General features: G+C 44.0%; 26 protein-coding genes and 1 pseudogene. 18 read left to right on the top strand and 9 right to left on the bottom strand.

The genetic code is table 11. The features are described 5' to 3' along the window. Positions 1-2 precede the first annotated feature (2 nt). Together PATL_RS14090 and PATL_RS14085 are read left to right on the top strand one after the other, a co-directional pair. A complete protein-coding gene (locus PATL_RS14090) occupies positions 3-812 on the top strand; it encodes an alpha/beta fold hydrolase (RefSeq protein ID WP_011575524.1) in 810 nt (269 codons plus the stop codon). Between the two features lie 173 nt (positions 813-985). Then, positions 986-1,432, top strand: coding sequence for a hypothetical protein (locus tag PATL_RS14085; RefSeq protein WP_011575523.1), 447 nt, complete (start codon positions 986-988; stop codon positions 1,430-1,432). A 126-nt stretch (positions 1,433-1,558) separates the two neighbouring features. Here PATL_RS14085 and PATL_RS14080 read toward each other — a convergent pair whose 3' ends face one another. Then, positions 1,559-2,455: a hypothetical protein gene (locus tag PATL_RS14080; RefSeq protein ID WP_011575522.1), complete on the bottom strand. Its 897-nt coding sequence runs from the start codon at positions 2,453-2,455 to the stop codon at positions 1,559-1,561. Between the two features lie 121 nt (positions 2,456-2,576). On the opposite strand from PATL_RS14080, the gene PATL_RS14075 reads away from it, so the two are divergent. The 3 genes from PATL_RS14075 to PATL_RS14065 all read left to right on the top strand — a co-directional run bounded on the left by PATL_RS14075 (position 2,577) and on the right by PATL_RS14065 (position 4,755). Beyond that, complete coding sequence (locus PATL_RS14075) at positions 2,577-3,359, top strand: enoyl-CoA hydratase/isomerase family protein (RefSeq protein ID WP_011575521.1); 783 nt, start codon at positions 2,577-2,579, stop codon at positions 3,357-3,359. After that, on the top strand, positions 3,359-3,775 hold the full coding sequence (locus tag PATL_RS14070) for a PaaI family thioesterase (protein ID WP_011575520.1): 417 nt from the start codon (positions 3,359-3,361) through the stop codon (positions 3,773-3,775). Before PATL_RS14075 ends, PATL_RS14070 begins: the two co-directional genes overlap by 1 nt. A gap of 68 nt (positions 3,776-3,843) precedes the next feature. Then, complete coding sequence (locus PATL_RS14065; protein WP_041713889.1) at positions 3,844-4,755, top strand: DUF1838 family protein; 912 nt, start codon at positions 3,844-3,846, stop codon at positions 4,753-4,755. Positions 4,756-5,001: 246 nt separating this feature from the next. On the opposite strand, the gene PATL_RS14060 is transcribed toward PATL_RS14065, so the two are convergent. Then, entirely contained in the window at positions 5,002-5,241 is a 240-nt protein-coding gene (locus PATL_RS14060) for a hypothetical protein (protein ID WP_011575518.1), read from the bottom strand. A gap of 99 nt (positions 5,242-5,340) precedes the next feature. Here PATL_RS14060 and PATL_RS14055 point away from each other — a divergent pair, with 99 nt between their 5' ends. The 4 genes from PATL_RS14055 to PATL_RS14040 all read left to right on the top strand — a co-directional run bounded on the left by PATL_RS14055 (position 5,341) and on the right by PATL_RS14040 (position 8,271). Continuing rightward, on the top strand, positions 5,341-6,183 hold the full coding sequence (locus PATL_RS14055) for a hypothetical protein (RefSeq protein ID WP_011575517.1): 843 nt from the start codon (positions 5,341-5,343) through the stop codon (positions 6,181-6,183). 118 nt (positions 6,184-6,301) lie between these two features. Next, a complete protein-coding gene (locus PATL_RS14050; protein WP_011575516.1) occupies positions 6,302-7,129 on the top strand; it encodes a DUF2971 domain-containing protein in 828 nt (275 codons plus the stop codon). Positions 7,130-7,248: 119 nt separating this feature from the next. Beyond that, positions 7,249-7,776 carry a hypothetical protein gene (locus PATL_RS14045; protein WP_041713887.1) on the top strand — a complete coding sequence of 176 codons (528 nt, stop codon included), beginning with the start codon at positions 7,249-7,251 and terminating at the stop codon, positions 7,774-7,776. A gap of 186 nt (positions 7,777-7,962) precedes the next feature. Continuing rightward, positions 7,963-8,271 (top strand): hypothetical protein, encoded by a 309-nt coding sequence (locus tag PATL_RS14040; protein ID WP_157043416.1) that lies wholly within the window; start codon positions 7,963-7,965, stop codon positions 8,269-8,271. A gap of 79 nt (positions 8,272-8,350) precedes the next feature. On the opposite strand, the gene PATL_RS14035 is transcribed toward PATL_RS14040, so the two are convergent. Then, a complete protein-coding gene (locus PATL_RS14035; protein WP_011575376.1) occupies positions 8,351-9,559 on the bottom strand; it encodes an IS4-like element ISPat1 family transposase in 1,209 nt (402 codons plus the stop codon). 168 nt (positions 9,560-9,727) lie between these two features. Here PATL_RS14035 and PATL_RS14030 point away from each other — a divergent pair, with 168 nt between their 5' ends. From PATL_RS14030 to PATL_RS14020, 3 genes are all read left to right on the top strand, one after another. Continuing rightward, positions 9,728-10,564, top strand: coding sequence for a macro domain-containing protein (locus tag PATL_RS14030; RefSeq protein WP_011575513.1), 837 nt, complete (start codon positions 9,728-9,730; stop codon positions 10,562-10,564). 41 nt (positions 10,565-10,605) lie between these two features. Next, positions 10,606-11,175: a TIR domain-containing protein gene (locus PATL_RS14025; protein ID WP_011575512.1), complete on the top strand. Its 570-nt coding sequence runs from the start codon at positions 10,606-10,608 to the stop codon at positions 11,173-11,175. Between the two features lie 96 nt (positions 11,176-11,271). Continuing rightward, complete coding sequence (locus PATL_RS14020) at positions 11,272-11,601, top strand: hypothetical protein (protein ID WP_157043415.1); 330 nt, start codon at positions 11,272-11,274, stop codon at positions 11,599-11,601. A gap of 112 nt (positions 11,602-11,713) precedes the next feature. Here the strand turns inward: PATL_RS14020 and PATL_RS14015 are convergent, their stop codons facing one another. Next, a complete protein-coding gene (locus tag PATL_RS14015) occupies positions 11,714-12,922 on the bottom strand; it encodes an IS4-like element ISPat1 family transposase (RefSeq protein ID WP_011574664.1) in 1,209 nt (402 codons plus the stop codon). A 209-nt stretch (positions 12,923-13,131) separates the two neighbouring features. Here PATL_RS14015 and PATL_RS14010 point away from each other — a divergent pair, with 209 nt between their 5' ends. Further along, entirely contained in the window at positions 13,132-13,482 is a 351-nt protein-coding gene (locus tag PATL_RS14010; RefSeq protein ID WP_041713884.1) for a hypothetical protein, read from the top strand. An 84-nt stretch (positions 13,483-13,566) separates the two neighbouring features. Then, positions 13,567-14,121 (top strand): GNAT family N-acetyltransferase, encoded by a 555-nt coding sequence (locus tag PATL_RS14005; protein ID WP_011575509.1) that lies wholly within the window; start codon positions 13,567-13,569, stop codon positions 14,119-14,121. Positions 14,122-14,452: 331 nt separating this feature from the next. On the opposite strand, the pseudogene PATL_RS22935 reads toward PATL_RS14005, so the two are convergent. Further along, positions 14,453-14,653 (bottom strand): annotated as a pseudogene (locus tag PATL_RS22935) (hypothetical protein); the annotation flags it as partial. Positions 14,654-15,079: 426 nt separating this feature from the next. After that, positions 15,080-15,520, bottom strand: coding sequence for a GNAT family N-acetyltransferase (locus PATL_RS13995; protein ID WP_011575507.1), 441 nt, complete (start codon positions 15,518-15,520; stop codon positions 15,080-15,082). 221 nt (positions 15,521-15,741) lie between these two features. Here PATL_RS13995 and PATL_RS13990 point away from each other — a divergent pair, with 221 nt between their 5' ends. Beyond that, complete coding sequence (locus PATL_RS13990; RefSeq protein WP_011575506.1) at positions 15,742-16,269, top strand: DUF3750 domain-containing protein; 528 nt, start codon at positions 15,742-15,744, stop codon at positions 16,267-16,269. 156 nt (positions 16,270-16,425) lie between these two features. Here PATL_RS13990 and PATL_RS13985 read toward each other — a convergent pair whose 3' ends face one another. From PATL_RS13985 to PATL_RS13975, 3 genes are all read right to left on the bottom strand, one after another. Beyond that, a complete protein-coding gene (locus PATL_RS13985) occupies positions 16,426-17,349 on the bottom strand; it encodes a polysaccharide deacetylase family protein (protein ID WP_011575505.1) in 924 nt (307 codons plus the stop codon). Continuing rightward, on the bottom strand, positions 17,349-18,362 hold the full coding sequence (locus PATL_RS13980; RefSeq protein ID WP_011575504.1) for a polysaccharide deacetylase family protein: 1,014 nt from the start codon (positions 18,360-18,362) through the stop codon (positions 17,349-17,351). The genes PATL_RS13985 and PATL_RS13980 overlap by 1 nt, the downstream gene beginning before the upstream one ends. Positions 18,363-18,564: 202 nt before the next feature. After that, positions 18,565-19,224, bottom strand: a complete 660-nt coding sequence (locus PATL_RS13975; RefSeq protein WP_011575503.1) for an isochorismatase family protein — start codon at positions 19,222-19,224, stop codon at positions 18,565-18,567. Positions 19,225-19,557: 333 nt separating this feature from the next. On the opposite strand from PATL_RS13975, the gene PATL_RS13970 reads away from it, so the two are divergent. The 3 genes from PATL_RS13970 to PATL_RS13960 are packed head-to-tail and all read left to right on the top strand — an operon-like array spanning position 19,558 to position 21,928. After that, entirely contained in the window at positions 19,558-20,286 is a 729-nt protein-coding gene (locus PATL_RS13970) for a hypothetical protein (protein WP_011575502.1), read from the top strand. Continuing rightward, entirely contained in the window at positions 20,286-21,554 is a 1,269-nt protein-coding gene (locus PATL_RS13965; RefSeq protein ID WP_011575501.1) for a class I SAM-dependent methyltransferase, read from the top strand. The genes PATL_RS13970 and PATL_RS13965 overlap by 1 nt, the downstream gene beginning before the upstream one ends. Next, entirely contained in the window at positions 21,551-21,928 is a 378-nt protein-coding gene (locus tag PATL_RS13960) for a hypothetical protein (protein WP_011575500.1), read from the top strand. The genes PATL_RS13965 and PATL_RS13960 overlap by 4 nt, the downstream gene beginning before the upstream one ends. Positions 21,929-22,371: the final 443 nt, after the last annotated feature.

The following is a 22,371-nucleotide window of genomic DNA, read 5'->3' as shown; positions in this document are numbered from 1 at the left end:
TAATGCATAACCCTAAGGTCACGCGACATTTCACAAACGGAGAGTTCGGGCAACTTCACTATCGCATGGCAGGCGAAGCATCAGCTAAACCGGCCATAGTGTGTTTGCACATGGTGCCTAAATCCAGCCGTTCATATCAGTACGTTTTACCTTTGTTGGCTAAAGACAGGCTAGCGATTGCCATCGACTATCCGGGTTACGGTGAGTCATCGCCGCCTTTTGAAGAATCACTAGCGAGCATCGAATGTTACGCCCAAGCGGTTTGGCAGGTGCTGCGCACGTTGAATATTAGCAACGTTGATTTTGTGGGATACCACACAGGCTGCATGGTGTCGGTGCGCGCAGCCCAATTGCAACCCCAGTGGGTGAACAAGGTCATTAATATCGCTGCCCCAGTATTTCTAGAAAGCGAAGTACAGGCATTTTGCGATATGTTCGCGCCAATACCCCTTGATGAAGAGGGAACACGTTTTCGCATTATGTGGGAGCGGGTCATTCATTACCGCGGGCCGGGTATGACGTTGAAAATGTGCGCAGATTCCATGGCGGAAAACCTGCGTGGTGGCGAAGCCTATGAGTGGGGCCACATGGCTGCATTTCACCATGGCGCGCAATATATAGAAGATATTAAAACTCTGCCTCATCGCTTATTCGTGATGAATTTAAATGATGATATGCGCGAGCAAAGTGAACGAGTAGATGCTTATCTAAAAAATGGTTTCCGCAAAGATTATTTTCAATGGGCGACAGGTTTTTTAGATGCTTACCCTGAGCAAGTCGCGGCTGAGTGGTTGGCATTCTTTGATGCTTAGCTTTCTCTGCTTAGCACGTGCTGCATAGCATGTGCGGCGTAATGGCAGTTTTGGGATGTTTTGTTCATACAAAACAGCAAAGCAGCTCAACATCACAACGTCACAACATCACCCCATGATCAAGACATCGCTGTCTGGCATCAGCAGTAGAAATAACACGAAGAGAGAACATTATGACATCAACACTAAAACAGCTTATGCCTGCCGTGCTAGAACACGCAGGCGTGTGGCAAGGCACCTACCGGCACATCGACGCACAAGGCAATACTCTCGACTTTCATCAAAGTCAGGTGGAATGTGTATTTCCAGAAACAGGCCCCGTTGTGTATGTGCAGCGCAATCAATTTACTTGGGATGATGGCCGGGTTTTCACCGTCGCGTTTGACGGCATTATCCAAAACGACAAAATCTACTGGGACACGGATACCTTCAAAGGGTATGGCTGGGTTGCCAGCCCGAATATATTTTTACTTGAGCTTGAACGTAAAGATGAGCCCGGTGCGTGGTTTTACGAAAGTATCGTGATGGGCGCAGACAAAAAACATCGCGCCAGAACCTGGCACTGGTTTAAAGACGGGGTGTGTTTCAAGCGGACTTTGTGCGATGAGCATTTAGTCTGACCGGGCATCTAGTCGTTGGTCACGATGCGTTTGTTAAAGCGAAAAAAGAGGGAGATGAGTACTCCATTTAGCGCTTAACATCTTATGTCGAACAGGATTTAATGGCGAGCACGGTAGCCGCTGCCTCTAAGTTGCGGGGCGTTCCACTAGTTCAATTAACTCACCCGCTGGCCCTGTGGCTAACACAACCTGAGATGTGGGGTAGTATGCATTGCACACTTGGGAAATGGGTAAGCTTAGTTGTTTCGCGGCAAATTCAATGTCGTCCACCATGCAGGTGATCATAGCGATACCAGAGGGTAAAGCCCCAGGGTTTTGTACACTGGGTTGAGCATCTGGTACTTGGTCTATTTCAAATAAGCAATTACCGCCCAGTTGCAGTGTCGCTACCGGGTATTGGTGCTCTATATCAAGGCCCCATGCGTTGTTTAACACAGTGACTTTGGTATCAAACTTGATGCCAGTGACTTGGTTTAACGCCTCATAAAACGCGAGGCTAGCATCGCGATTTTGGGTACACAGCACGGGGATAAATAAGCTACCAGTGCGAGCTTTCGTCATTGGTAATTCGAAAGGCGGTACGGGTTTGTCGATTTGAGTGATGTAACTCACCTCATCACAGGGGCCAATGACTTGCATGGCTTTTATGGCGTCACTTATTTGCAAATACGCTGGTTCGCCGATGATTTTAAATACCTTGGTGTCGATTTCAGCGCGTATCACGTCTACGTCAGCAACGTTCACTTCTAGTGCCATCCAGCCTTGTGTTTTAAGGGGCGTTGTTTCGGCGCAACTTCTGTCCTCAACGATACGCAGCCAAGCATCACCATTGGCGGCGGCTAAAATATGCATGGGGTTGTTTAACAGTTTTGGAGCATTCCACAGGTCGCAAAGCGCTTGGGTGACCACCTCTTCACGTATAAGGGTATAACCCATGCCAGACTGATACGAATGGCTGGCAAATTTGAGGTGCGGCGCTAATAACGTAGCGCCAACGACTGGGCCTAAAAGGGCTTCGCTCATCGGGTTTTCTCGGTTAGATTGCTAAATGGCAATTTAAAATTGCACTGAATAGATGATAATTTGGCGTAACCTAACGCACAACGCAACCACGTACTTAACCAACGCCGGAGCTTATTGATTTATGTCAACAGTCACCTTGAATATAAAGGGAAAAGTCGCTTATTTACGCCTTAACAGAGCTGAAAAGTACAATGCGTTAACCCAAGACATGTGGCATGCCATTGCGGATGCATGCGATGTGTTAGGTCAGGACCAATCAATACGCGTTTTAGTGCTAGGTGCACAGGGTGACAAAGCGTTTTGCGCCGGCGCAGATATACAAGAATTACATAGTATGCTGAGCAACCCAGATGCCTTTGCTGCTAGCAACGAAATAGTGCAATTAACCCAGCAAAAACTTGCAGCCTTACCCTTTGCGACAATTGCACAAATCAATGGTGTGTGTGTGGGCGGGGGCATGGGGCTGGCGATGTGTTGTGATTTTCGTATTGCCGCTAACAATGCAAGCTTCGCGATCACGCCTTCTAAACTAGGGTTGCTATACAGTTTGGCAGATACCCAGCGCTTAGCGGATATAGTGGGCTTGCCTCGAGCCAAAGAGCTGCTTTACCTAGGCAAAAAAATTGATGCAAACACGGCTGCCAGTTGGGCATTGGTGACCGAGGTGGTCGAGCGTGAAGCGCTCAGTGCTGCAACCGACGCATTAATCGCGCAGATATTGAGTGTGAGCGGCTACTCGATTAGCGGTACAAAACGCACGCTAACCCATGTTAGCCAAGCAAATGCACAAGCTTCGGATAATAAAGCTGCGCTAGAGCAGTTATTTGATGATGCGTTTCATGGTAAAGATTTCAAGGAAGGTGCAGCCGCCTTTGTTGAAAAGCGCACTGCGAGATTTTTATAATGACTGACATTCACTTTGACGAGCATTTTACCCCGTGCAGTCAACAAGACGGTTTCTCTGCTCACATCGGCCCGTTTTATGAGAAGAATATTAATGGGGTAGTGCACCGAGCGCTAAAAATAGAAGCTCATCATCTTAACCCTGAAGGTGTGGTGCATGGTGGTGTGACATTAGCCTTTGCGGATTATGCGATTTACCGTGGTATTGGCGATGAAATAGGTCACGATATTCGCTTTGCTACCATTTCGTTGAACAGCAACTTGATTGCACCAGGCAAACAAGGAGACGTTCTGTATGGTGTAGGCTGTGTTGTGCGCAAAACCCGCAGTGTGATATTCGCTGAGGGGCGAATATTCACCAATAAAAACATTGTTTTACAGGCCACTGGGGTGTGGAAGATCATAGGTGCAAATTGATAATTCTCAATGCGCTAAAAGCCCATTCAACTAGTCTAGGTACGGTCAAAAATAAGAGAACCAAACACATGAATAAACTCAAACTGGCATCATTACTACTGCTAGCAAGTGCGTCTTTTAGCAGTGCATTTGCGGCCACAAAAATAGACTTAAATACCCCCGAGGGCGCTAATACCGCGATGCGCAAGATCCAATGCTCAACCATTGACGATAAGCCGGTTTTTTACTGGTGGAAAGGCAAGGTGTTTTCTCGCCGTCAAGGTGAGGTGGACAAGCATATTTTTAATGTTGAGGGCATGAATGTGCGTACCTGCGGCACGGTGGATGGCGGTAAAAAAGGCAAAGCGTATCGCCTCGTTACGCGCGAAATTCTACTCTATACAGACAAAAAGACTGGCCAGCCACTGGATACATGGGAAAACCCATGGACTAACGAAGTGGTTGATGTGCACCATGTGCTAAACGATCCTGTTAATCAACCCCCTAGCTTTCCTCGTAATGAAGATGGTACGGCCTCTCCTTGGAAACAAAAATTCGGTGGTGACATCAATGGTGACTACTGGTGGATGACTTTCCCCGTACCGCTTTTCTATCACAATGACCTTGGCGGTGAGTACCAGAAAGAGGTCGGCGGGGTGTATCACGCATCTGAGTTATTCAACTTTTCAGGTGATTTAGAAAGCTTGACCAATAGCGAAAAAGATACCGCCGATGTTCACGTAGGTTGGGTACGTATTTCAGATTGGCTACCCTTTATGATGATGAGTGGGCGCGAAGGCTCAATTTATATTCACACCGCTGGGCGTAAAGTTGATAGTTTCGACGATATGGGGGAAGTGATGAAAACCTTTATCAACGAACACGCACCAAAGTACAAAACGCCGCCGCCAACAGATGATAAGCGCCCGAATGAAACCAGCTGGACGGGTTATAAAAAAGTGGTGAAAGGCGAGAAATTTAAACGCCAGCGAGCACAATAATAAGCTGTTATATACAAAGCAGTAGCGAAGCGTAGAAAGGTTAGCCTTAGGGCTAACCTTTTTTGATTGATTTTCACCTTGGGGAGCCGCGCGTTTTAGCTTAGCTACAGGCTATCAGCTAACTCAATGCTTATGTGGACAGGGGACGCTAAATTTCAACCATAACAGAAATCTTTACGCCCTAGCTAATCTGGGCATTGCTTTACGTATCCCTGTTAACACATTGCTCCAGCCTACGCGTCGTTTCTAAAGTACACCATCCACAAACGCATCATAGCAATCAATGCGGTCACATTTACGCAACTCAATGCGATGAACGATGGGTTGCCCAGTGTCATAGTCTGTGATTTCGATGACACGCCTCAATTTAGGGATAACGCGCTCGGGCGATATCTTCTCACTGCGTTCAAGACGCTGTTCATTTTTAGATCTGTTAGTGTATGATTCGCTAACATTTTTTTGATATTTATTCGTGCGCCGATACATAACTATCTCCTACCTTACAAGGTAGTATAGCTTGCGCGGTCTTACTAATAAGTTGTTATGCAGAACAAATATTGAGCCACAAAGGGAGCAATTAAAAATATGTTTCACTTGCTAGTGTCTTTTCAAGGATGGCCTGACTCAGGCGGAACACTGTCAACAGGTCGCATGTACATTAGAGAAGACGATCCTGTTGGCAGTAGATTTTATTCAAACGGTACACTCGATGTTGCTAAATTAAAGGAATGCCCTGCACTTTTGGTGACTGAAACTGGGGGCAATGGGCCGCAATTCGCAAGAGTAGCGTATATTACAAATATCACCCTAGGGCATTCTGAAACAGCCATTCAGTACGCCATTGACAATAGCATTCAGCCAATTTCCAATGCTGAGTTAGAAGGGCACTCAGTGGAATTGCGGTTAGGTCGGTTTGGCTTATCCCATACATGTTGGTCTGTGTGCGACGTTGATCTATTTAAGCTGTTATTACAAAACCAACAAAAAAGATCTATTAGCCCAAAGGTTTTCTCGCTTGAAGCGGCTTACTCGCAAGATGAGAGTCTTGTTTCGATCATGATGCCATTTGGGGCTGAATTTAATTCGGTATACGCTGTTCTTCAACAATCAATCGGTGCTGTTGGTATGGAGAGCGTAAGAGCTGACGATATATGGGAGCACCACACGATAATCCAAGATATTGTAAACATAATAGCTAGAGCCAAAGTTGTAATATGTGACTGTTCAGGGAAAAATCCCAATGTGTTTTACGAGGCCGGAGTTGCTCACGCTATCGGAAAAGAAGTGATCCTTATAACACAGTCAGAGCACGATATTCCTTTCGATCTACGGCATATACGGTACATAAGATATCTTCCTAATGCCGAAGGTCTTGGCGAGTTATCGGCATCATTACAGTCAAGATTGCGTTCAATTAGAGGTTGGTAAAATTGCATAACAAAGCCATCAAATTCGCTCCCTTCGGTCGCCCGACGCTCGCAAGCTCGCGCGGTTTATGGCGGCGTTATACATACTCATCACGCTCGCAGTTTAATTCAAGGAAGATATGTTACTTTATAAATTTAGAGAGTTTAACGCGAATAATCTAACTGCGTTAGCGAACAAGCAATTATGGTTTTCGAATCAAAGCGACTTTAATGACCCTTTTGAAGGTGCACACATTAAAGACAATTTAGTGCCCCAAGATATTTTAGATGTCTTCGTATGCCAGTCAAAAGAAGAAATAGGGCAAAAAAAGTATACTGAAATGTTGACAGAAATGGGGTTGAAAGAAGGTGAGTTCACAAATGCCCAACTTTTTCAAAAGATAGCTGAACACGATCTTCAAATCCTTATTGATGTTATTCATAATTCAAAAATCGTTTGTTTGTCATTATCTGAACCTGGTAATGACCCTATTTATAATAACCTGATGTGGTCGCATTATGCTGATGGCTTAAGAGGTTTTTGTTTGGTCTTTGATAATGACTTATTACAGCAAGATATTTATTCATCATCTAATAAAGTAATGAGACCGATAAAAATTCAATATCAAAACACACCTAACACTTTAAATCTTGTAGATTTCATCAAATCGGAAAGCGTATTAGGCTCTGAGGGAAGTGATAATTTTGTCCAGGCGGTGACTGAAACTATAGCCACAAAGTCTACTGAATGGGATTATGAAAATGAACTTAGGATTATGTCTTTAGATAAAAGTAATTTTCATCACTATGCTTCGGAAACACTTAAAGAGGTTGTTATTGGCGAGAAAATGCCATCAACACAAAGAAAGTTACTAATAGATACATTAAAAGCGACATACCCTGATGTAATTATCAAAGAGGCAAAGCTCCAGACTGAAAGTTACTCATTAGAAATAGTGACTTTGTAAGTATGTATAACAAGCAAATCAACAGGATTAAAAACAGTGGGCTATCGCTCGTGACTCACTCATTTTAGCCCACAATTTTTAGCCCGTTATTATGGGCGTTAGCCATCATGGAAAGAATTATGAGATATCCAGCTCTTGCTCTACTCTTTTACCTAGTCAATTTCAGTGCATCAGCTTGCTCTTTTTTCACAGGTGGCTTGTTTCAACCAACATTGGAACGGTGGGAACAACACCCTGGACCGAGTCAAATAAATGAAGGTGCAGAAGGAGAATATTGGGAGTCTGTTCCCGCTCCGGTTGTATCCAACATCGAAATCTCGCGTGCAAATTACAAAGGTAATAATTCTTGCAGCGACTCAGGAGTTATTACACTGGAGGTCTCACTTCCAAATATCTCAACCTATGACATATCAGAGTTTGGTGTTTATTTTCATGTTGTCAGCGGGGAGTTGCCAGATATGATTTTTCCCAATATACCGTTGTCAGGCATTCCCAAAGAGGACACGCTTCGTTTTGTATTTCCTTGGTTTGACCAACACCCTAGAAAACAGAAACCTCTTAACTTGGTAGTAGAAGCAAGATTTATCTCAAATGGATTAGATCTAGGAAGTGCTACAACATTTAGCATTGAGCAAAATGATGGCTAACAAACGCATAAACACTCGCTACGCTCGCGGGGGACAAATACACGTAGGCTCCCCTCGCTTTGCTCGGTATTTTAGCCTACGTGTATTTGCCCGTTATGCGGGCCGTTAACTGCCAACGAGAGTCATGGAAGAATTTAAGCCTAATCACATTCCGAAGAAGACGCGCATTTTTAACGTAATATGGGCGTGCGTCCTTATATTTTGGCTATGTATGGTTGGTTGTCTAGCAGTTTTTATTTTCCTGGTCGAGCTGGTAGCAATGGTGTTACGTTCACCAATTTAGGTTTGATTTTATTCATTTGTGCTTTAATCACCGCAGCGATAAATGCTCTTTTGGTAGTTGTAGACCACTACGATAAGCGTAACAATGAAACACAATACAAAATGTTTTCTCGGTATCTTAATGTCTTTGGTGTCATTTTCATTATCAGTGCTTTTGGTTATCAATATGTTCATAGTCAAAAGCCAGTGGTAGTTATCAGTAATGGCAGTTAACAAAAACATAATGGTGGGAATTTTACTTGCTGAAAAAGCGCTCCTAAAATCCCCATATGTTAAGCGCTGGGGGATCCCCTCATAGAATTGGTCTCCCTTCTTTGTGAACCCAGGTAATATATTGGGCGATAGCCCATGTCATTTGAGCTGAGTTCATCCTGTAATCTTTTGCCCTTTTCCTGACTTCTCTGCCTAGCCTAATGATAGATAACACGCGCCGATGACGGATGGTGTTAGCTTGAAATGCTCTTTCCCAATTTTGTTTTTGAGCAATGATACCGAGTAACCGTAATAGCCATTCTGCGAGCATCGCTATCAGCAGTAATATGTCGAATCGTTTGGTACAGCGACTGTTGCTGTGGCGCAGTCCCATTCCGTATTGAGGGCTTTTAATATCGCGGAAGGTTTCTTCTATTTGCATCCGTCTTGCGTAAAGGGAAACCAGCTGTTTTGAGTTAAGTTTATCGTTCTCGGGAAGGTTAGTGGCGAGTAGCCAAGGCTCTTTGCTACCGGCACGATAGCTTTGCTGGGCGGTGTGGTTTCGACCTGCCTTTGAAGAACGGTTGTCCTTTCGATGTTTGGCCTTTGCTTTGTACAAATGCAGGTGTGCATGAAGCGGGCTTTTACGCCCTAATTGCCCACACCCAAGGTATTTGGCCCGAGAATTTGCACTGGGATAAAACGACTTATTACTTTGCCATGATGCTTGCCCATCACGCTTAAATCCCACATCACCGCGCACTCGGCCTAGCCAGAACCATCCATGCTTTTCGACTTCACGAAACCAAGGGTTACGATAGCCTGCATCGGTCACAATCAACGGGCAACAACCCGACGGCAGGATACTCGCCAACTCCCGTAAAAACGGATTATGACTAACAGGTGAATTGTATTCACCGAATGAAAATACGCGCTCATAAAGCGTGACAGAGCGCCCCTGAACACTGACCGATGCACGTAAGGTTAAATGCCTGAGCTGCTCACGCACATCAGACCAATCCACAAGAACAACCGGCATGGGGTTAGCACCGCAAAGCAAGCGAGCGTGCCAACGGTAGATGTCGAGCCGTTCATTATGTAGGTTGTTATTACCAAGCAGCCTGTCGATGCGTTTAATGTTGTGTTTCGGGGCCACGGAGCCTGAGATATTGCGTCCTAATTCGGTCAACGACAGTTGCTGACCATCTAGCAAAGATTGTGTGGCAACCATCAAAGAGGAAAGGCGTTTTGCATGTAGATTAGGACATTGTTTTTTAAGCAAATCGTGTAAGATATGAATATCACGCATGGTGTTGTTATCTAGTTGGTTTTTGGCGAAATTTATTAGATCAAATGGCGCTATGCGTGTCTATATTATTGTTTCTGCTCATAATTATGAGGGGATTCGTTAGTGTTAAGCGTTAGGTGTAAATGGTATCAGCCGAGATCAGGCTGTCATAATTAAGGGAGAAAGCCTTTGGCAAAGGTAAGTTTTCTGGATAAGAGAATTTTCAGGCAATTTCTTGAAGTTGTCTCTGTAATAAGTGTCGTGGCATCGCTTGCATTTATATTTGTTGAGATACCCAAAGATTGTAAGCTCGTGGTCGGGGGCATATTTTTAATACTGCTTTTTGGCGTTTATGTGGCTTTGTGGGTCAGATCTAACAACTTGCAGCAGATTCACACTAATATCGAGGGAAGTGAAGTCACGATAAAAAAAGGGGATATATTTAAGCAGCCTGATTTTAAAGTCATAGCGTTTAATGAATATTTAGATACGAAAGTGGATAACAAGATTATATCTAGTAACTCACTGAACGGTATATTTATTAATAGCCATCTTGACACTTCAGTTGTTGACCTTGATCGTTATATCGAAAACTATCCTTTCGAAGATGATGATGTTGTTGGCGAAAATCCGGAGAGGAAGAGCGGGAAAAAGAAACGTTTCGAAATTGGCGCCATTTGTGTATATGGAGAGTATTTGTTAACAGCTTTTTCGAAATTTGACGATAAAAACCGAGCTCGGTTAACGATGCCGGAATATCTCAGTTTTCTTATTAACTTCTGGGACAGGGTGAATAGAATCTATGCACAAAAAAGTGTTTCGGTCCCAATTTTTGGGTCAGGGATAACGCGGATTAAAGAGCACAAAAATATCAGTGATGAAGACTTGCTTAAGATCATGCTTTGGACATTCAGGATTAGTGAGATGCGATTCAAGTATCCAGCAAAGCTAACTATTATTATTCATCCAGAGAAAATGGATGCTATTAACTTACTCGATATTAAATCGTCCAACAATGGGCTTTAAAAATAGCTCTTAGAACGAGACTTATATAATTAGGAGAAGACATGGCATATCGCAACGGAAATTATTCAGCGTTTTACGTCAGTGAGCCATTCACTGAAGGTGGTCTAGGCGCTCATGCAACTAAAGATTTTGTAAGCTACAGCATGCTTAGAGCATGGAAAGGAAAGGATTCAGACTTTCCATTTAATGATTCCCACAATAAAAACTACAATGTAAGGGACGGCAGTGATTGGGACAAAACTTTAAAACCGAGAATTAGAGAGCGACTCAGTAAATCTAAGAATATAATATTATTCTTAAGCTCTGTGACAAAAAGTTCCAAAGCGATTCGTGAAGAAATTGACTACGGAATAAATACATTGGGCTTGCCGGTTATTGTTGTATATCCAGAGTACACGGAAAAATCTGATATTATTAACTGCCAATCAAAAACGTTCAAAAAGCAGATAAAGGATCTTTGGGATAAATTGCCAAAGTTTCGAGACTCAATGGATTCAGTGCCCACTCTACATATCCCAAACAAAAAAGCACTGATCGAAAAGTCGCTTAAGGATACTGACTTTATGGTGAATACAAAAAAGGATGCAGCCAAGTCTTTTTATCCGTGTTAATTCTCTCGGCGAGCAAGGGAGCACCTAACAAACGGCTGCTAGGGACTGCATTACGCTGCGCTCCATGCAGCCCCAGAGCCGGGCGTTAGGTGTATTTTGAGCTTAGTGAATACTTTGATAGATAGGATGTTTAATCTGACCAAGTTTATTTCTTATGGCTTGCTTATTCTGATCGTTATTATTTCAATCGTATTAGTAACTGAGCCATCCATGGCTTGTAGCACTGATTATGAATACCAAAAATCTAGAGTTGTTGAGCATATTGAAAGTAAAGGTTGGTCTAAAGAGTACTTAACTCCAATAGAAAGCCCTGATGGTGAATGTGAAGCTATGTTCCTATACAAAAATGAAAAACAACATATTCAATATACTGTTGCTGCCGGATATAAAGTAACTTGGTGGGATTTTAACGAACGTGGTGAATGATACACCTAACAAGCGCCTAAACTCCGACAATGTTTTGTTGTCATGGTTTTGGCAAACAACGCAAAAAGCCATGCCAACACATTGCGTGTTAGGCGGGCGCTGGGGGATCCCCTCATAGAATTGGTCTTCCTTCTTTGTGAACCCAGGTAATATATTGGGCGATAGCCCATGTCATTTGGGCTGAGTTCATCCTGTAATCTTTTGCCCTTTTCCTGACTTCTCTGCCTAGCCTAATGATAGATAACACGCGCCGATGACGGATGGTGTTAGCTTGAAATGCTCTTTCCCAATTTTGTTTTTGAGCAATGATACCGAGTAACCGTAATAGCCATTCTGCGAGCATCGCTATCAGCAGTAATATGTCGAATCGTTTGGTACAGCGACTGTTGCTGTGGCGCAGTCCCATTCCGTATTGAGGGCTTTTAATATCGCGGAAGGTTTCTTCTATTTGCATCCGTCTTGCGTAAAGAGAAACCAGCTGTTTTGAGTTAAGTTTATCGTTCTCGGGAAGGTTAGTGGCGAGTAGCCAAGGCTCTTTGCTACCGGCACGATAGCTTTGCTGGGCGGTGTGGTTTCGACCTGCCTTTGAAGAGCGGTTGTCCTTTCGATGTTTGGCCTTTGCTTTGTACAAATGCAGGTGTGCATGAAGCGGGCTTTTACGCCCTAATTGCCCACACCCAAGGTATTTGGCCCGAGAATTTGCACTGGGATAAAACGACTTATTACTTTGCCATGATGCTTGCCCATCACGCTTAAATCCCACATCACCGCGCACTCGGCCTAGCCAGAACCATCCATGCTTTTCGACTTCACGAAACCAAGGGTTACGATAGCCTGCATCGGTCACAATCAACGGGCAACAACCCGACGGCAGGATACTCGCCAACTCCCGTAAAAACGGATTATGACTAACAGGTGAATTGTATTCACCGAATGAAAATACGCGCTCATAAAGCGTGACAGAGCGCCCCTGAACACTGACCGATGCACGTAAGGTTAAATGCCTGAGCTGCTCACGCACATCAGACCAATCCACAAGGACAACCGGCATGGGGTTAGCACCGCAAAGCAAGCGAGCGTGCCAACGATAGATGTCGAGCCGTTCATTATGTAGGTTGTTATTACCAAGCAGCCTGTCGATGCGTTTAATGTTGTGTTTCGGGGCCACGGAGCCTGAGATATTGCGTCCTAATTCGGTCAACGATAGTTGCTGGCCATCTAGCAAAGATTGGGTGGCAACCATCAAAGCGGAAAGACGTTTGGCATGTAGATTAGGGCATTGTTTTTTAAGCAAATCGTGTAAGATATGAATATCACGCATGGTGTTGTTATCTAGTTGGTTTTTGGCGAAATTTATTAGATCAAATGGCGCTATGCGTGTCTATGTTATTGTTTCTGCTCATAATTATGAGGGGATTCGTTAGACGCGGGCGTTATACATCAAATTAAGCTATGAATCGACGACCTTTATCAACAGGACCAGTAGACACTTCTCTCCTATACAAAGGAGCTTATTCGAATTGGGGTTTAGTGTTAATTGCACTAACGTTTTTAGGTTTTGCAATCAAAATTGCAGAGCCAGAAAGTATTATTTGGGCTTTAGTCGGTTTGATTTTTCTCTATATGTTTTTTGATGCTGTTAATGACGGGCTAGAAATATCGGTCATGTATCAAAATATCAGCTGGTACAGAAAATATTGCAACGCAACTTACATTTCAGGTGCATTAACTGGGTTTCTAATTCCTTTTGATAGTACCCAGCTTATTTCATTGTTAATAGCTTTACCTGCTCTTATTAATGCAGCTTTAATATGGTCGAAGGTAACAGTGAATACTTATAAAAAGAACTACACCAACCTATTTGGACTCGTTGATGCATAACAAACCAAGTCATCGGAAAACCACTCACTGGCTGTGCCTAAACGTTCGCGTTTTCCCCTGCTTGGGGCGTTATGAGTACTCCCTATGAGCATTACGTTCTCACCTATAAGTAGTGGTAGCGCTAATTATATTGGGGTAATAGACCTCTATAAAGAAGCATTCCCAGAAGCGAGGAAAGTGCCTAAATGGCTTCTCAAGTATAAGTTGAGAAATGGTAAGGTAGGTTTTAGTGCTTTGTATGCTGAAGATAAGTGGATTGGCCTTATTTATATAACGGAATATGAGGATATTGTATTTATCCAATCAATTGCAATATTAGAATCTTGTCGTTCAAAAGGCTTTGGTAGTCAAGTGCTCGAATCCTTAAAAAATGAACATTTAGGTAAAAGGATAGTTTTAAATATTGAGGTCATAGATAAACAAACAAATAATTATAAACAAAGAGTTAAACGTAAAGAATTTTACCGAAAAAACGGTTTTTTACCTTCTGGTTTTATAGTTAAAGAACCAGGCGAAAATCTTGAAATGTTAATATATGGTTCAGGTATTACTAAAAAGGAAATAGAATCTATATACAAAAAACTTTTCGGAAACATCCTAGGTTTATTTATAAAGCCAGAGATTACCAAAATTTTATAAGTTTTAGTTTACTGCACTCACCAAAAATCCATTCAGCAGACTAAAAACAGTTGGTTTTGCTCCTGCGTCGCAAACGTACAACATACATAGACACCCAACATACATAGACACCCAACATACATAGACACCCATCTTTAGAATCGTATTAAAAAGCACACCTGTTCAGTATGGGGAAATACCTCTAAAGAAGCGTTGAGGTACTTTTTATCTGAACGATTAGGGATTTCTACTGGAATATTGCGCCTATAGGAAGGAAACGGCGTTTAAGGTCGATTTTTAGGCAAGGGGCTAAGCTACAAGCTATGTTGGGAATGGGTCCTTTAGGGTTGTTTCAAGCACGCTTTAATAATTCTCTCGCTTTGGCCATTCCTCGCAGCCGTTGATGATGAGTGTGGCGTTTAAATGCATTCATCATTTGCTCAGCGCCAGCAGCGTAGCAGAAGTGTTTTTCGAACTCAGCTGTTAAGGTTAACCACTGAACAGCGTCTAATCCCAATCTTTGTAGAATAGGTCTGTGAGTGTTATCGATATGACTGACCTTATCATGACCATTTTTATTATGGGTGTCTTTATATTTTGGTGTCTTTTTTTCAGAAGTTTAAACGCCAGCGAGCTCAATAATAAGCTGTTATATACAAAGCAGTAGCGAAGTGTACAAGGGTTAGTCTTAGGGCTAGCCTTTTATTATTTGCGCACCAATATACCCGCTAAACTAAATAGCTCATGGCGAAAAAAAGATCTACCGCTATTGCCACAAAAACAACAAAGTAAATAATATGCTGCCAGTTCTGCTTGCTGTTATTGCGGTAATGTTTAAGCATTTGGGTAACGTCATCATCGGAAAACCAGCTATCGCAGCGATAACACTGGCGCGTGCCGTGTTTTACATATGCCCCACAACATACACATTTATAACGATAGTGAAGGCGATCAGTATTCAAATGAGGATATTGTTTTTTCATGTTTTCGCAGGTTTAGGCTGATAAACGTCTGGTCGTAATATTTGCATCATGCCTTTAGGTGCGACTACCTCTTTAAAGCCAAATTGTGCATATAAACCCTGTGCATCTCGGGTTACCAATAGCATTCGGCGCAAAGCTTGAAGTTCGGGGGGAGCCATAATATTTTGCATTAACCATTTGCTTAGGACGAGGCCACGATGCTCAGGCAAAATGAATACGTCAGCGAGATATGCAAACGTTGCTTTATCAGTGATCAAACGAGCAAAGCCCACTTGCTCACCTGTCTCGGTCAACACCCCAAAGCACAATGAATTTCTAATGGCTTTTTCCATCGCGCTTCTTGGTATACCTTTAGCCCAGTAGGTGCTCGAAATAAACCCATGTATTACATCGAGATCCATTTCGTTTGTATCCGTACTTATCTTATATCCTTGCATGTATGTGACCCTTCATTTATCAGTTTGGCCGATAGCACTCACTAGACACATCATCATAAAAGTATTTTGCTTGGAAAAGCGAGCAGTTAGGTGCATTTAGAAGAAATTGGTAACAAGTGTTCTCTTGCTTCGCCGATACAATTTTGCTTTATTGTCTGTTAAAAGAGCGTATGAATAACCTGCGCGCTAGGTACTAAAACAAAATAGTTGACGAGGGAAGAATGAAAGTATTGGTGTTGATTGTATTAGTCAGCCTGTTGGCGGCCTGCACAAACAGGGATTGGCGCACGGCATCACGAGAGCCTGCAGGTCTTGCCCTTAACCCAGTAATAGAAACCCAAGCATCGATTGAGGTTTATGCCGCTGATGCCTTTAGTTGGCGCGGCTGGTTTGCAGTGCATACGTGGTTGGCGGTTAAGCTTGAAAACGAGCCTGAATACACAGTGTATGAAGTGGTTGGCTGGCGAGTCAATGAAGGGCTGCCCGCACTGCGTGAATACCAAACCCCTACGCCAGACCGTTTTTGGTATGGGGCGAAGCCCGAAGCGGTCTTATCTATTCAGGGTGACAAAGCCGCTGAGCTTATCCCTAAAATAACCGCAGCGGTGAGTCGCTACCCTTGGGCTAACGAGTACACCTTATTTCCAGGGCCTAACAGCAATACGTTTCCTGCCTGGGTGGGTTTGCAGGTACCAGAATTAGAGCTGGATATGCCGTTTCGGGCGATTGGTAGTGGTTACGCGAATTAGAAATTTATTTAGGTCGAAAATTTAAATGGGAAGCTAAGCCCACGATGTGTAATCACATATCGTGGGCAGAGTCTTCATCGTTCGAAAGAGAATAACTATTCATTCAGTCATGCGCCTTGTTTAAACCCTTTTACACTCTCACTGAGTGATCACTTATTAACGTGGAATGCTTTTAAAAGCACTCAGAATTTCACAGGCGCTTGCGCTGTACACATCTTGACTCATCACGTATTCAAGTACGCGCTCGAGGGCGCCAATGCGGTGGGGTTGCCCTAGCATCCAAGGGTGAATATTTAAGCTTAGAATTCGCCCGCCACTCTCGTTCGCCTCTTTAAGTAGAAAATCACAGGCATCAATCATTTGCTCTGCGTAGGCATCCTCACTGTGTAAATTATTGAGCATGATAAAGGCATCGTCTAATTCATTGGATAATGGCATGGCCCATAAATGACCTTGCTGCGTCTTAAAGGTATAGGGCATATCATCGTTCACCCAGTCGCAAAAGTATTCAACGCCATTAGCGGCTAAAAGCTCTGGGGTGTTCTCACTTTCATTGCGCCCAGGGCTCAACCAACCTGTAATGTTTTGCTCGGTTAACTCCCGTAGTTGCGATAACGAGTCTTGTACTAACTGGGTTTCGGCATGTTTGTCTTGGCCGCCATAATGCAGGGCGTCCATGTGCATGCCGTGGCACATCACTTCATTGCCCCGCTCTTTGATGGTATTGAGCAAATAGGGATTACGCTTGGCTAGCTCGGTGTTCATGGCAAAGGTCGGGGTGACACCGTATTTATCAAACGCTTTTAAAAAACGAAAAATACCCACCCGGTTACCGTAATCACGCAAACTAAAATGACGCAGATCAGGGTAAGGCATGGTCATGCCGCCTTGAATTTTAAACGGCTCACCTTTTTGATCCAGCGGGAAAAACTGCAACGGAACATTCACCCACAATGCCAGCTTTTTACCGCCAGGCCAAGTGACTTTGGGTCTGTCAGTGAGCATCGACCAATCGTAACGGTCGTGATCCATGCCATGACCGCGATGAGCGTATTCTAGGTATGATTTATCTAGCGCCATTATTTCGCTCCTTTGTTCGGGGCTACAGGAGTATTCAAGGCCACAGCGTTATTCAAGGCTACAGCGTTATTTAAGGCAGCCGCGTTCTTTTGCGCAATGTCTGTTTTAGCTTGCTCGTAGTAATGCTCAAGGTAGTAATCGGCAATCTCTTTGCCTGTGGTCACCCATACATCCTCGTGACTGGTGATGTAATCAAGCGCTTCTTCAAATGCCTTCATACGATGTGGGCAAGACACCTGATAATTATGTGTAGGAATACACATAATGGTGCCTGATTCGTCCGCTTCGGCGTAAAGTCGATCAAAGTTTTTCTTGAGCATCTGGCCGTAACGTCTGGGTTCAATTTTGTTCACTACAAAGGCAATGGTGTCGTTCATTTCCAGTGAATAAGGAATAGACACAAACGGTTTATTACTGCGAGTGTGTATGGGGGTGGGCTGATCGTCATGAAATAAATCACAGGTATAGATACCGCCTTCATTGCCAAACAACTCTGTGCCTACTTCAGCGAATAAATCTAAGGTAAGCTCTGAATGGGACAGCGCTGGTGCCAAATAGCCAGCACACTTTTGCCCTGTGTGCTGATAAATCGTTTGCATTGAATCCTTGATCATGTCGCGCTCTTGCTGCTCAGACATGCCGTAGGTGTAACGTGTATTGTAAATGCCGTGGCTGAAAAACTCCCAATCTCGCTCTTTGCACATTTGAATAATTTCAGGGTGGTGATCGCAAAGGGCAGTTGATAACGAAATAGAGCCGCGAATGCCGTATTTATCCAGTAAGTCCATTTGCCGCTGATGGCCCACACGATTGCCGTAATCACGGATACTGTAGCCTTGTGTGGCTGGGTAGGGCTGCGGCCACGCTTTGCGAGATGGGTTAGCTGGCGGATTCAGTTCATAAAACTCAATATTCGGCGCCACCCAAAAGGCCATTTTTTTACCGCCGGGCCAACGAATTTTCGGGCGATTTTCGTAAGGCCAATAGTCGTAAAATCCAGGATCGCTTTTCATATTTTTCTGCCTATTGTGTACTGTCGTTTGCGCTTAAGGTTTTATTACTTCACCTGAGTTCTGGATAAGAAGTATCGCTCCAATGGGATTTAAGATTATTATTCAATGGCTTACGCATCTATACCCAAGTTGTTTTACTCTGAAGCTTACTCGGTGACGAAAAAGAGCGTTATCGAGAGTCTCGGCTTATCCAGTATTCAGGTTACTTAGCAAGCCACTGATTCACTTCGTCTAAGGTGAGTACGTCGGCGTATTTAAGAGACAAGTCCGTTAAATTCGCGTAGTGGTAACTCTCATGTTTATCCGCTACGCACTCCTCAGGCACTATGGTGCGATAGCCACGAGATAAAGAGTCAACGGCTGTGGCGCGAATGCATCCTGAGGTAGAGCCGCCCGTTAAAATGACCGTGTCCACTTGGTGCCATACCAGCAATGACTGCAACTGAGTTTCAAAAAAGGCTGAGGGCATTTTTTTGAGATAAACCACATCTTTGACGTAATCGATTTCGAGGCGATCATCAAATTCACTGCGCCGTGAATCAAACTTGATGTTTTGCAGTGAATCCGGAGTATCCGTGCGAGTGCCCCAAATACCGGCATCTTCGGCGCTATCCATGTAAGCGACATGGGTCCATACCACTGGCCACCCTTTAGCGCGAAAGGTTTTTGACATCTCATTGATGTATTCCATTTGCCGTGGGTCGGTCTCGTAAGCGGTGGCAAACTCATCTGTGCAGGTATAGGCCTTTTGCGGATCGATGTTGACCAGTACCGCTTTATTACCAAAGCCAAAACGTTTACGCGCGGGGTTATTTTTTACGTCGTTATAAATCTCTTTTGCGGTCTTAGTGGTCGTTTGCATCGGGTTACCTTCAGATCTTTGATAATTGTCATAGGTTTTATGGCTGATATTGACAACAATTTAACCTTGAATTGCGTTAATTTTTGGTGCACTTTCTTCTAAATGTGCTATTGATATAACAATTATATTTATAACTCAATTTTAGCACTCCATGCAAATATAATTGCTAGCCAAATTGACATCGACCAATTCACTCAGTTGATTTAAGTGATACTAAATACGTAGCAGGCTTAGTCACGTACTCTTTGAAGAGTAAGTTTAGAGTGTATTTCTACGAAGCATTCTACACAGTACTCTACAAGGTACCTTACACAGATAAAGGCAGGACCCTACATGAAGCACAGAACAATTCGCGGGACGATCCAATACACCAGCAGAAAACCAGAAAAATTTGGCCAAGAAAGAGGACGTGAGTTTTTTAGCATCACCACTCAATCAGATGGTGTACAAGTCATGCATGCTCACTGCGAAATAGACGATGAGCCAAATGTAGTGCGCGATGTGGTGCAATCTATGCGTCAGGACTGCAGCCCAATTGACTGTAGCGTGCGTTTGTCCGTGGGGGATAAATATGAAGGCAGCGGCTGGATCCGTTTTACTGATACCTATGCTGAATGTGAGACCCATAACCAGCGAGATGGGCGCATCACCCAGCGAATTGAGCTTGAGCAAGGCGTCAAATGGTTACAATCGCATCCTATCGTCGGGGACGGTATCTTGATGAAGCTTTATGATTTATCGCAAGGGCCAGGAAAAACCTTTTTCCCCGATATTATGCTGACCTCACCTGATCATCGCGGCGCGACAGGGCCTTTACTGTTCAAAATGAATGGCCTGGGTATTCGCTATGTAGGTGAAGAAAACATTGTGGTGCAAGCAGGGAAATTCATCGCTCGGCATTTTCAAGTGGTCGATACCGCAGGCAACTTACCTGAAGAGCACCCGCCGTATGACTTGTGGGTGAGTGCTGACGATGACTATTTGTTGCTTAAAGCGGGCGTTGAAGGATACATGCAAACCCATTATGAATTAACCGATTATCAAATTATTGGAGGCGAATAATGAGCGACAGCAATGCGTTACCCTCGTGGGACGTGCTTACCAAGCACGATGTGTTTCCGGTAGCGAGTCACGATGAAGTGGCTCGATTGAATTTTCTGACGCACCTTAACGTGCATTTAAGCAGCCAAATATTGCCCGGCGTTAAAACCGCTTATGAAAAGCAGGTAAAACCTGCCATTATCGCGCAAACAGGCAAAGAGCCAACGTCACGTCATGACGTGCGCAAACATATGTTGAACAACGGCTACTTTCAAATGTGGAGTGCGCTGCGGCGTAATACCATGGAAATGCGCCACCAAGCCGCACGCTCTCAAGTGCTTGGGCAGATTGAAGGCATAGTGGCAAAGGTGGATAAAGCCTGTGAAAACGATGGCAACATCCAGCTAGATAACAGCGTGAGTATTCCGCCGAATGTGGGCTCTGTGGATATACATTGCCAGCCAGGGTGTTATTACCAAGAATATTTTGAGAACGATGTCACTGTAGCGGCAAGTTACGATTTAGGCCTGTTTGTGACCACAGCCGGTTTATTAGGCGCGTTAAGTGACGGTGGCGGGCAGGGCATCGCCAACTGGCTTAAAACTCAGCACCCAGATTTTGCCCCTAAGCGTATTCTGGATATTGGTTGTACCGTTGGGCATAACGCATTGCCTTTGGCCGAACACTTCCCTGATGCAGAGGTGATTGCGGTAGATGTGGCGCGCCCAAGTTTGCGATACGCCCATGCTCGCGCCAAATCGCTAGGGTTAAGCAATATTCAATTTGTACAAGCCAATGCTGAAGATCTCAGTCAATACGATGACGGCTCATTCGATTTAATTACCACCTCGATGTTTTTACATGAACTATCACATCAGTCTTTACCTAAAATCCTCAAGAGCATCAACCGCTTGCTAGCGGATGGCGGCTTGAACTTGCACCTTGAACAACCCCAGTACACAGGCATGGATGTTTATCAGCAATTTATTCGCGACTGGGATACGTACTTTAATAACGAACCGTATTGGGGGCCGATGCACGAGCTTGATTTGCCGAAAGTTTTCGCCGAATGTGGCTTCGATCCTAACGATTTATTTGATGTTGGGGTGGTATCCAAAGTAGATGAAAAGATATTCGGTAAGCCAAAAACAGACGGTGAAGATTATGGCCGCTCACCCGTGTGGAACGCCCTTGGGTTATGGAAAGGACAGAATGTAAGAAATAACGCGAAAAAAGATGGTAATAAAGACGTAAACGTCGTCGAAAAGACAAGTGAGAATGCAGCATGAGTGAGATTAAAAAACATCTGACACAAAGCGAAAAAACGAATTTAGCAGGCAGTAAAGCCAAAGGCCAGCGTCCTTACTTCTTAGTCAATAAGCAAACTGAGCAAGCTTTGTCAGTGGCCATGACACTGGCCATGGAGCTGTCAGTCACTAAAGAGCGCTTATCGTCTCTTGAATGTATGTTGGTGGACAAAGGCGTGATTGAAAAAGGCGAACTCGACCAGTATCAGCCAAGCAAAGAAGAAGTAGCGAAACGCAGTCTTGAAACCCAAGCTTATTTAGCGCGCGTACTGCGTATTATGCAGCAGGACAAAGAAGAGTTAGATCGTGATGACCCTGATATGCAAACCGTGCAAGACGAGCTCACCAAGTGGTGACCGAGCTTGCCATTTGTGACGATATACAAGTCGATAAACAGATACACAAGCGCTGCCTCAAGCACTTAGCAGGTTTGTGAATGTAAAAATGTAAGATTGCGCACAGGCTGAAGCCCATGCCTGTGAGCAATCACCTCTGTTAGCGTATTCTTATACCATTCCTGCATAGCGACGCCTTAATCAAAGACCGCTGGGCGCATTCTGAAAGGGCACTTATTAATGCGCATTGGTATTATTACGTCTCACCTTCCTAGGCAGTGCCCAATCATATACAATCCTCGCCGGTTAAATATCGGGTTAACAAACATGCCTTTACGAATAAAAACGAGAAAAATGCTAAACAGTGCTTAGATTGCTTGATTTAAAACTAGCAAATGGCTGAGCATGAAATCGTTGAGCAAGTAAGGGTATTGTAAAAGCACGCCATGATCATGATATAGGTA

Origin of the sequence: Paraglaciecola sp. T6c (genome assembly GCF_000014225.1) — a bacterium.
Classification (GTDB): Bacteria; Pseudomonadota; Gammaproteobacteria; order Enterobacterales; family Alteromonadaceae; genus Paraglaciecola; species Paraglaciecola atlantica_A.
The sequence above is the reverse complement of the archived record's forward strand: the minus strand, read 5'-3'. Positions and strand labels throughout refer to the sequence as shown.

Bases quoted from the DNA above. Each gene is read 5' to 3' on its own strand.
- PATL_RS14090 (WP_011575524.1), top strand. From the start codon at position 3: ATGCATAACCCTAAGGTCACGCGACATTTCACAAACGGAGAGTTCGGG.
- PATL_RS14085 (WP_011575523.1), top strand. From the start codon at position 986: ATGACATCAACACTAAAACAGCTTATGCCTGCCGTGCTAGAACACGCA.
- PATL_RS14080 (WP_011575522.1), bottom strand. From the start codon at position 2,455: ATGAGCGAAGCCCTTTTAGGCCCAGTCGTTGGCGCTACGTTATTAGCG.
- PATL_RS14075 (WP_011575521.1), top strand. From the start codon at position 2,577: ATGTCAACAGTCACCTTGAATATAAAGGGAAAAGTCGCTTATTTACGC.
- PATL_RS14070 (WP_011575520.1), top strand. From the start codon at position 3,359: ATGACTGACATTCACTTTGACGAGCATTTTACCCCGTGCAGTCAACAA.
- PATL_RS14065 (WP_041713889.1), top strand. From the start codon at position 3,844: ATGAATAAACTCAAACTGGCATCATTACTACTGCTAGCAAGTGCGTCT.
- PATL_RS14060 (WP_011575518.1), bottom strand. From the start codon at position 5,241: ATGTATCGGCGCACGAATAAATATCAAAAAAATGTTAGCGAATCATAC.
- PATL_RS14055 (WP_011575517.1), top strand. From the start codon at position 5,341: ATGTTTCACTTGCTAGTGTCTTTTCAAGGATGGCCTGACTCAGGCGGA.
- PATL_RS14050 (WP_011575516.1), top strand. From the start codon at position 6,302: ATGTTACTTTATAAATTTAGAGAGTTTAACGCGAATAATCTAACTGCG.
- PATL_RS14045 (WP_041713887.1), top strand. From the start codon at position 7,249: ATGAGATATCCAGCTCTTGCTCTACTCTTTTACCTAGTCAATTTCAGT.
- PATL_RS14035 (WP_011575376.1), bottom strand. From the start codon at position 9,559: ATGCGTGATATTCATATCTTACACGATTTGCTTAAAAAACAATGTCCT.
- PATL_RS14025 (WP_011575512.1), top strand. From the start codon at position 10,606: ATGGCATATCGCAACGGAAATTATTCAGCGTTTTACGTCAGTGAGCCA.
- PATL_RS14015 (WP_011574664.1), bottom strand. From the start codon at position 12,922: ATGCGTGATATTCATATCTTACACGATTTGCTTAAAAAACAATGCCCT.
- PATL_RS14005 (WP_011575509.1), top strand. From the start codon at position 13,567: ATGAGCATTACGTTCTCACCTATAAGTAGTGGTAGCGCTAATTATATT.
- PATL_RS13995 (WP_011575507.1), bottom strand. From the start codon at position 15,520: ATGCAAGGATATAAGATAAGTACGGATACAAACGAAATGGATCTCGAT.
- PATL_RS13990 (WP_011575506.1), top strand. From the start codon at position 15,742: ATGAAAGTATTGGTGTTGATTGTATTAGTCAGCCTGTTGGCGGCCTGC.
- PATL_RS13985 (WP_011575505.1), bottom strand. From the start codon at position 17,349: ATGGCGCTAGATAAATCATACCTAGAATACGCTCATCGCGGTCATGGC.
- PATL_RS13980 (WP_011575504.1), bottom strand. From the start codon at position 18,362: ATGAAAAGCGATCCTGGATTTTACGACTATTGGCCTTACGAAAATCGC.
- PATL_RS13975 (WP_011575503.1), bottom strand. From the start codon at position 19,224: ATGCAAACGACCACTAAGACCGCAAAAGAGATTTATAACGACGTAAAA.
- PATL_RS13970 (WP_011575502.1), top strand. From the start codon at position 19,558: ATGAAGCACAGAACAATTCGCGGGACGATCCAATACACCAGCAGAAAA.
- PATL_RS13965 (WP_011575501.1), top strand. From the start codon at position 20,286: ATGAGCGACAGCAATGCGTTACCCTCGTGGGACGTGCTTACCAAGCAC.
- PATL_RS13960 (WP_011575500.1), top strand. From the start codon at position 21,551: ATGAGTGAGATTAAAAAACATCTGACACAAAGCGAAAAAACGAATTTA.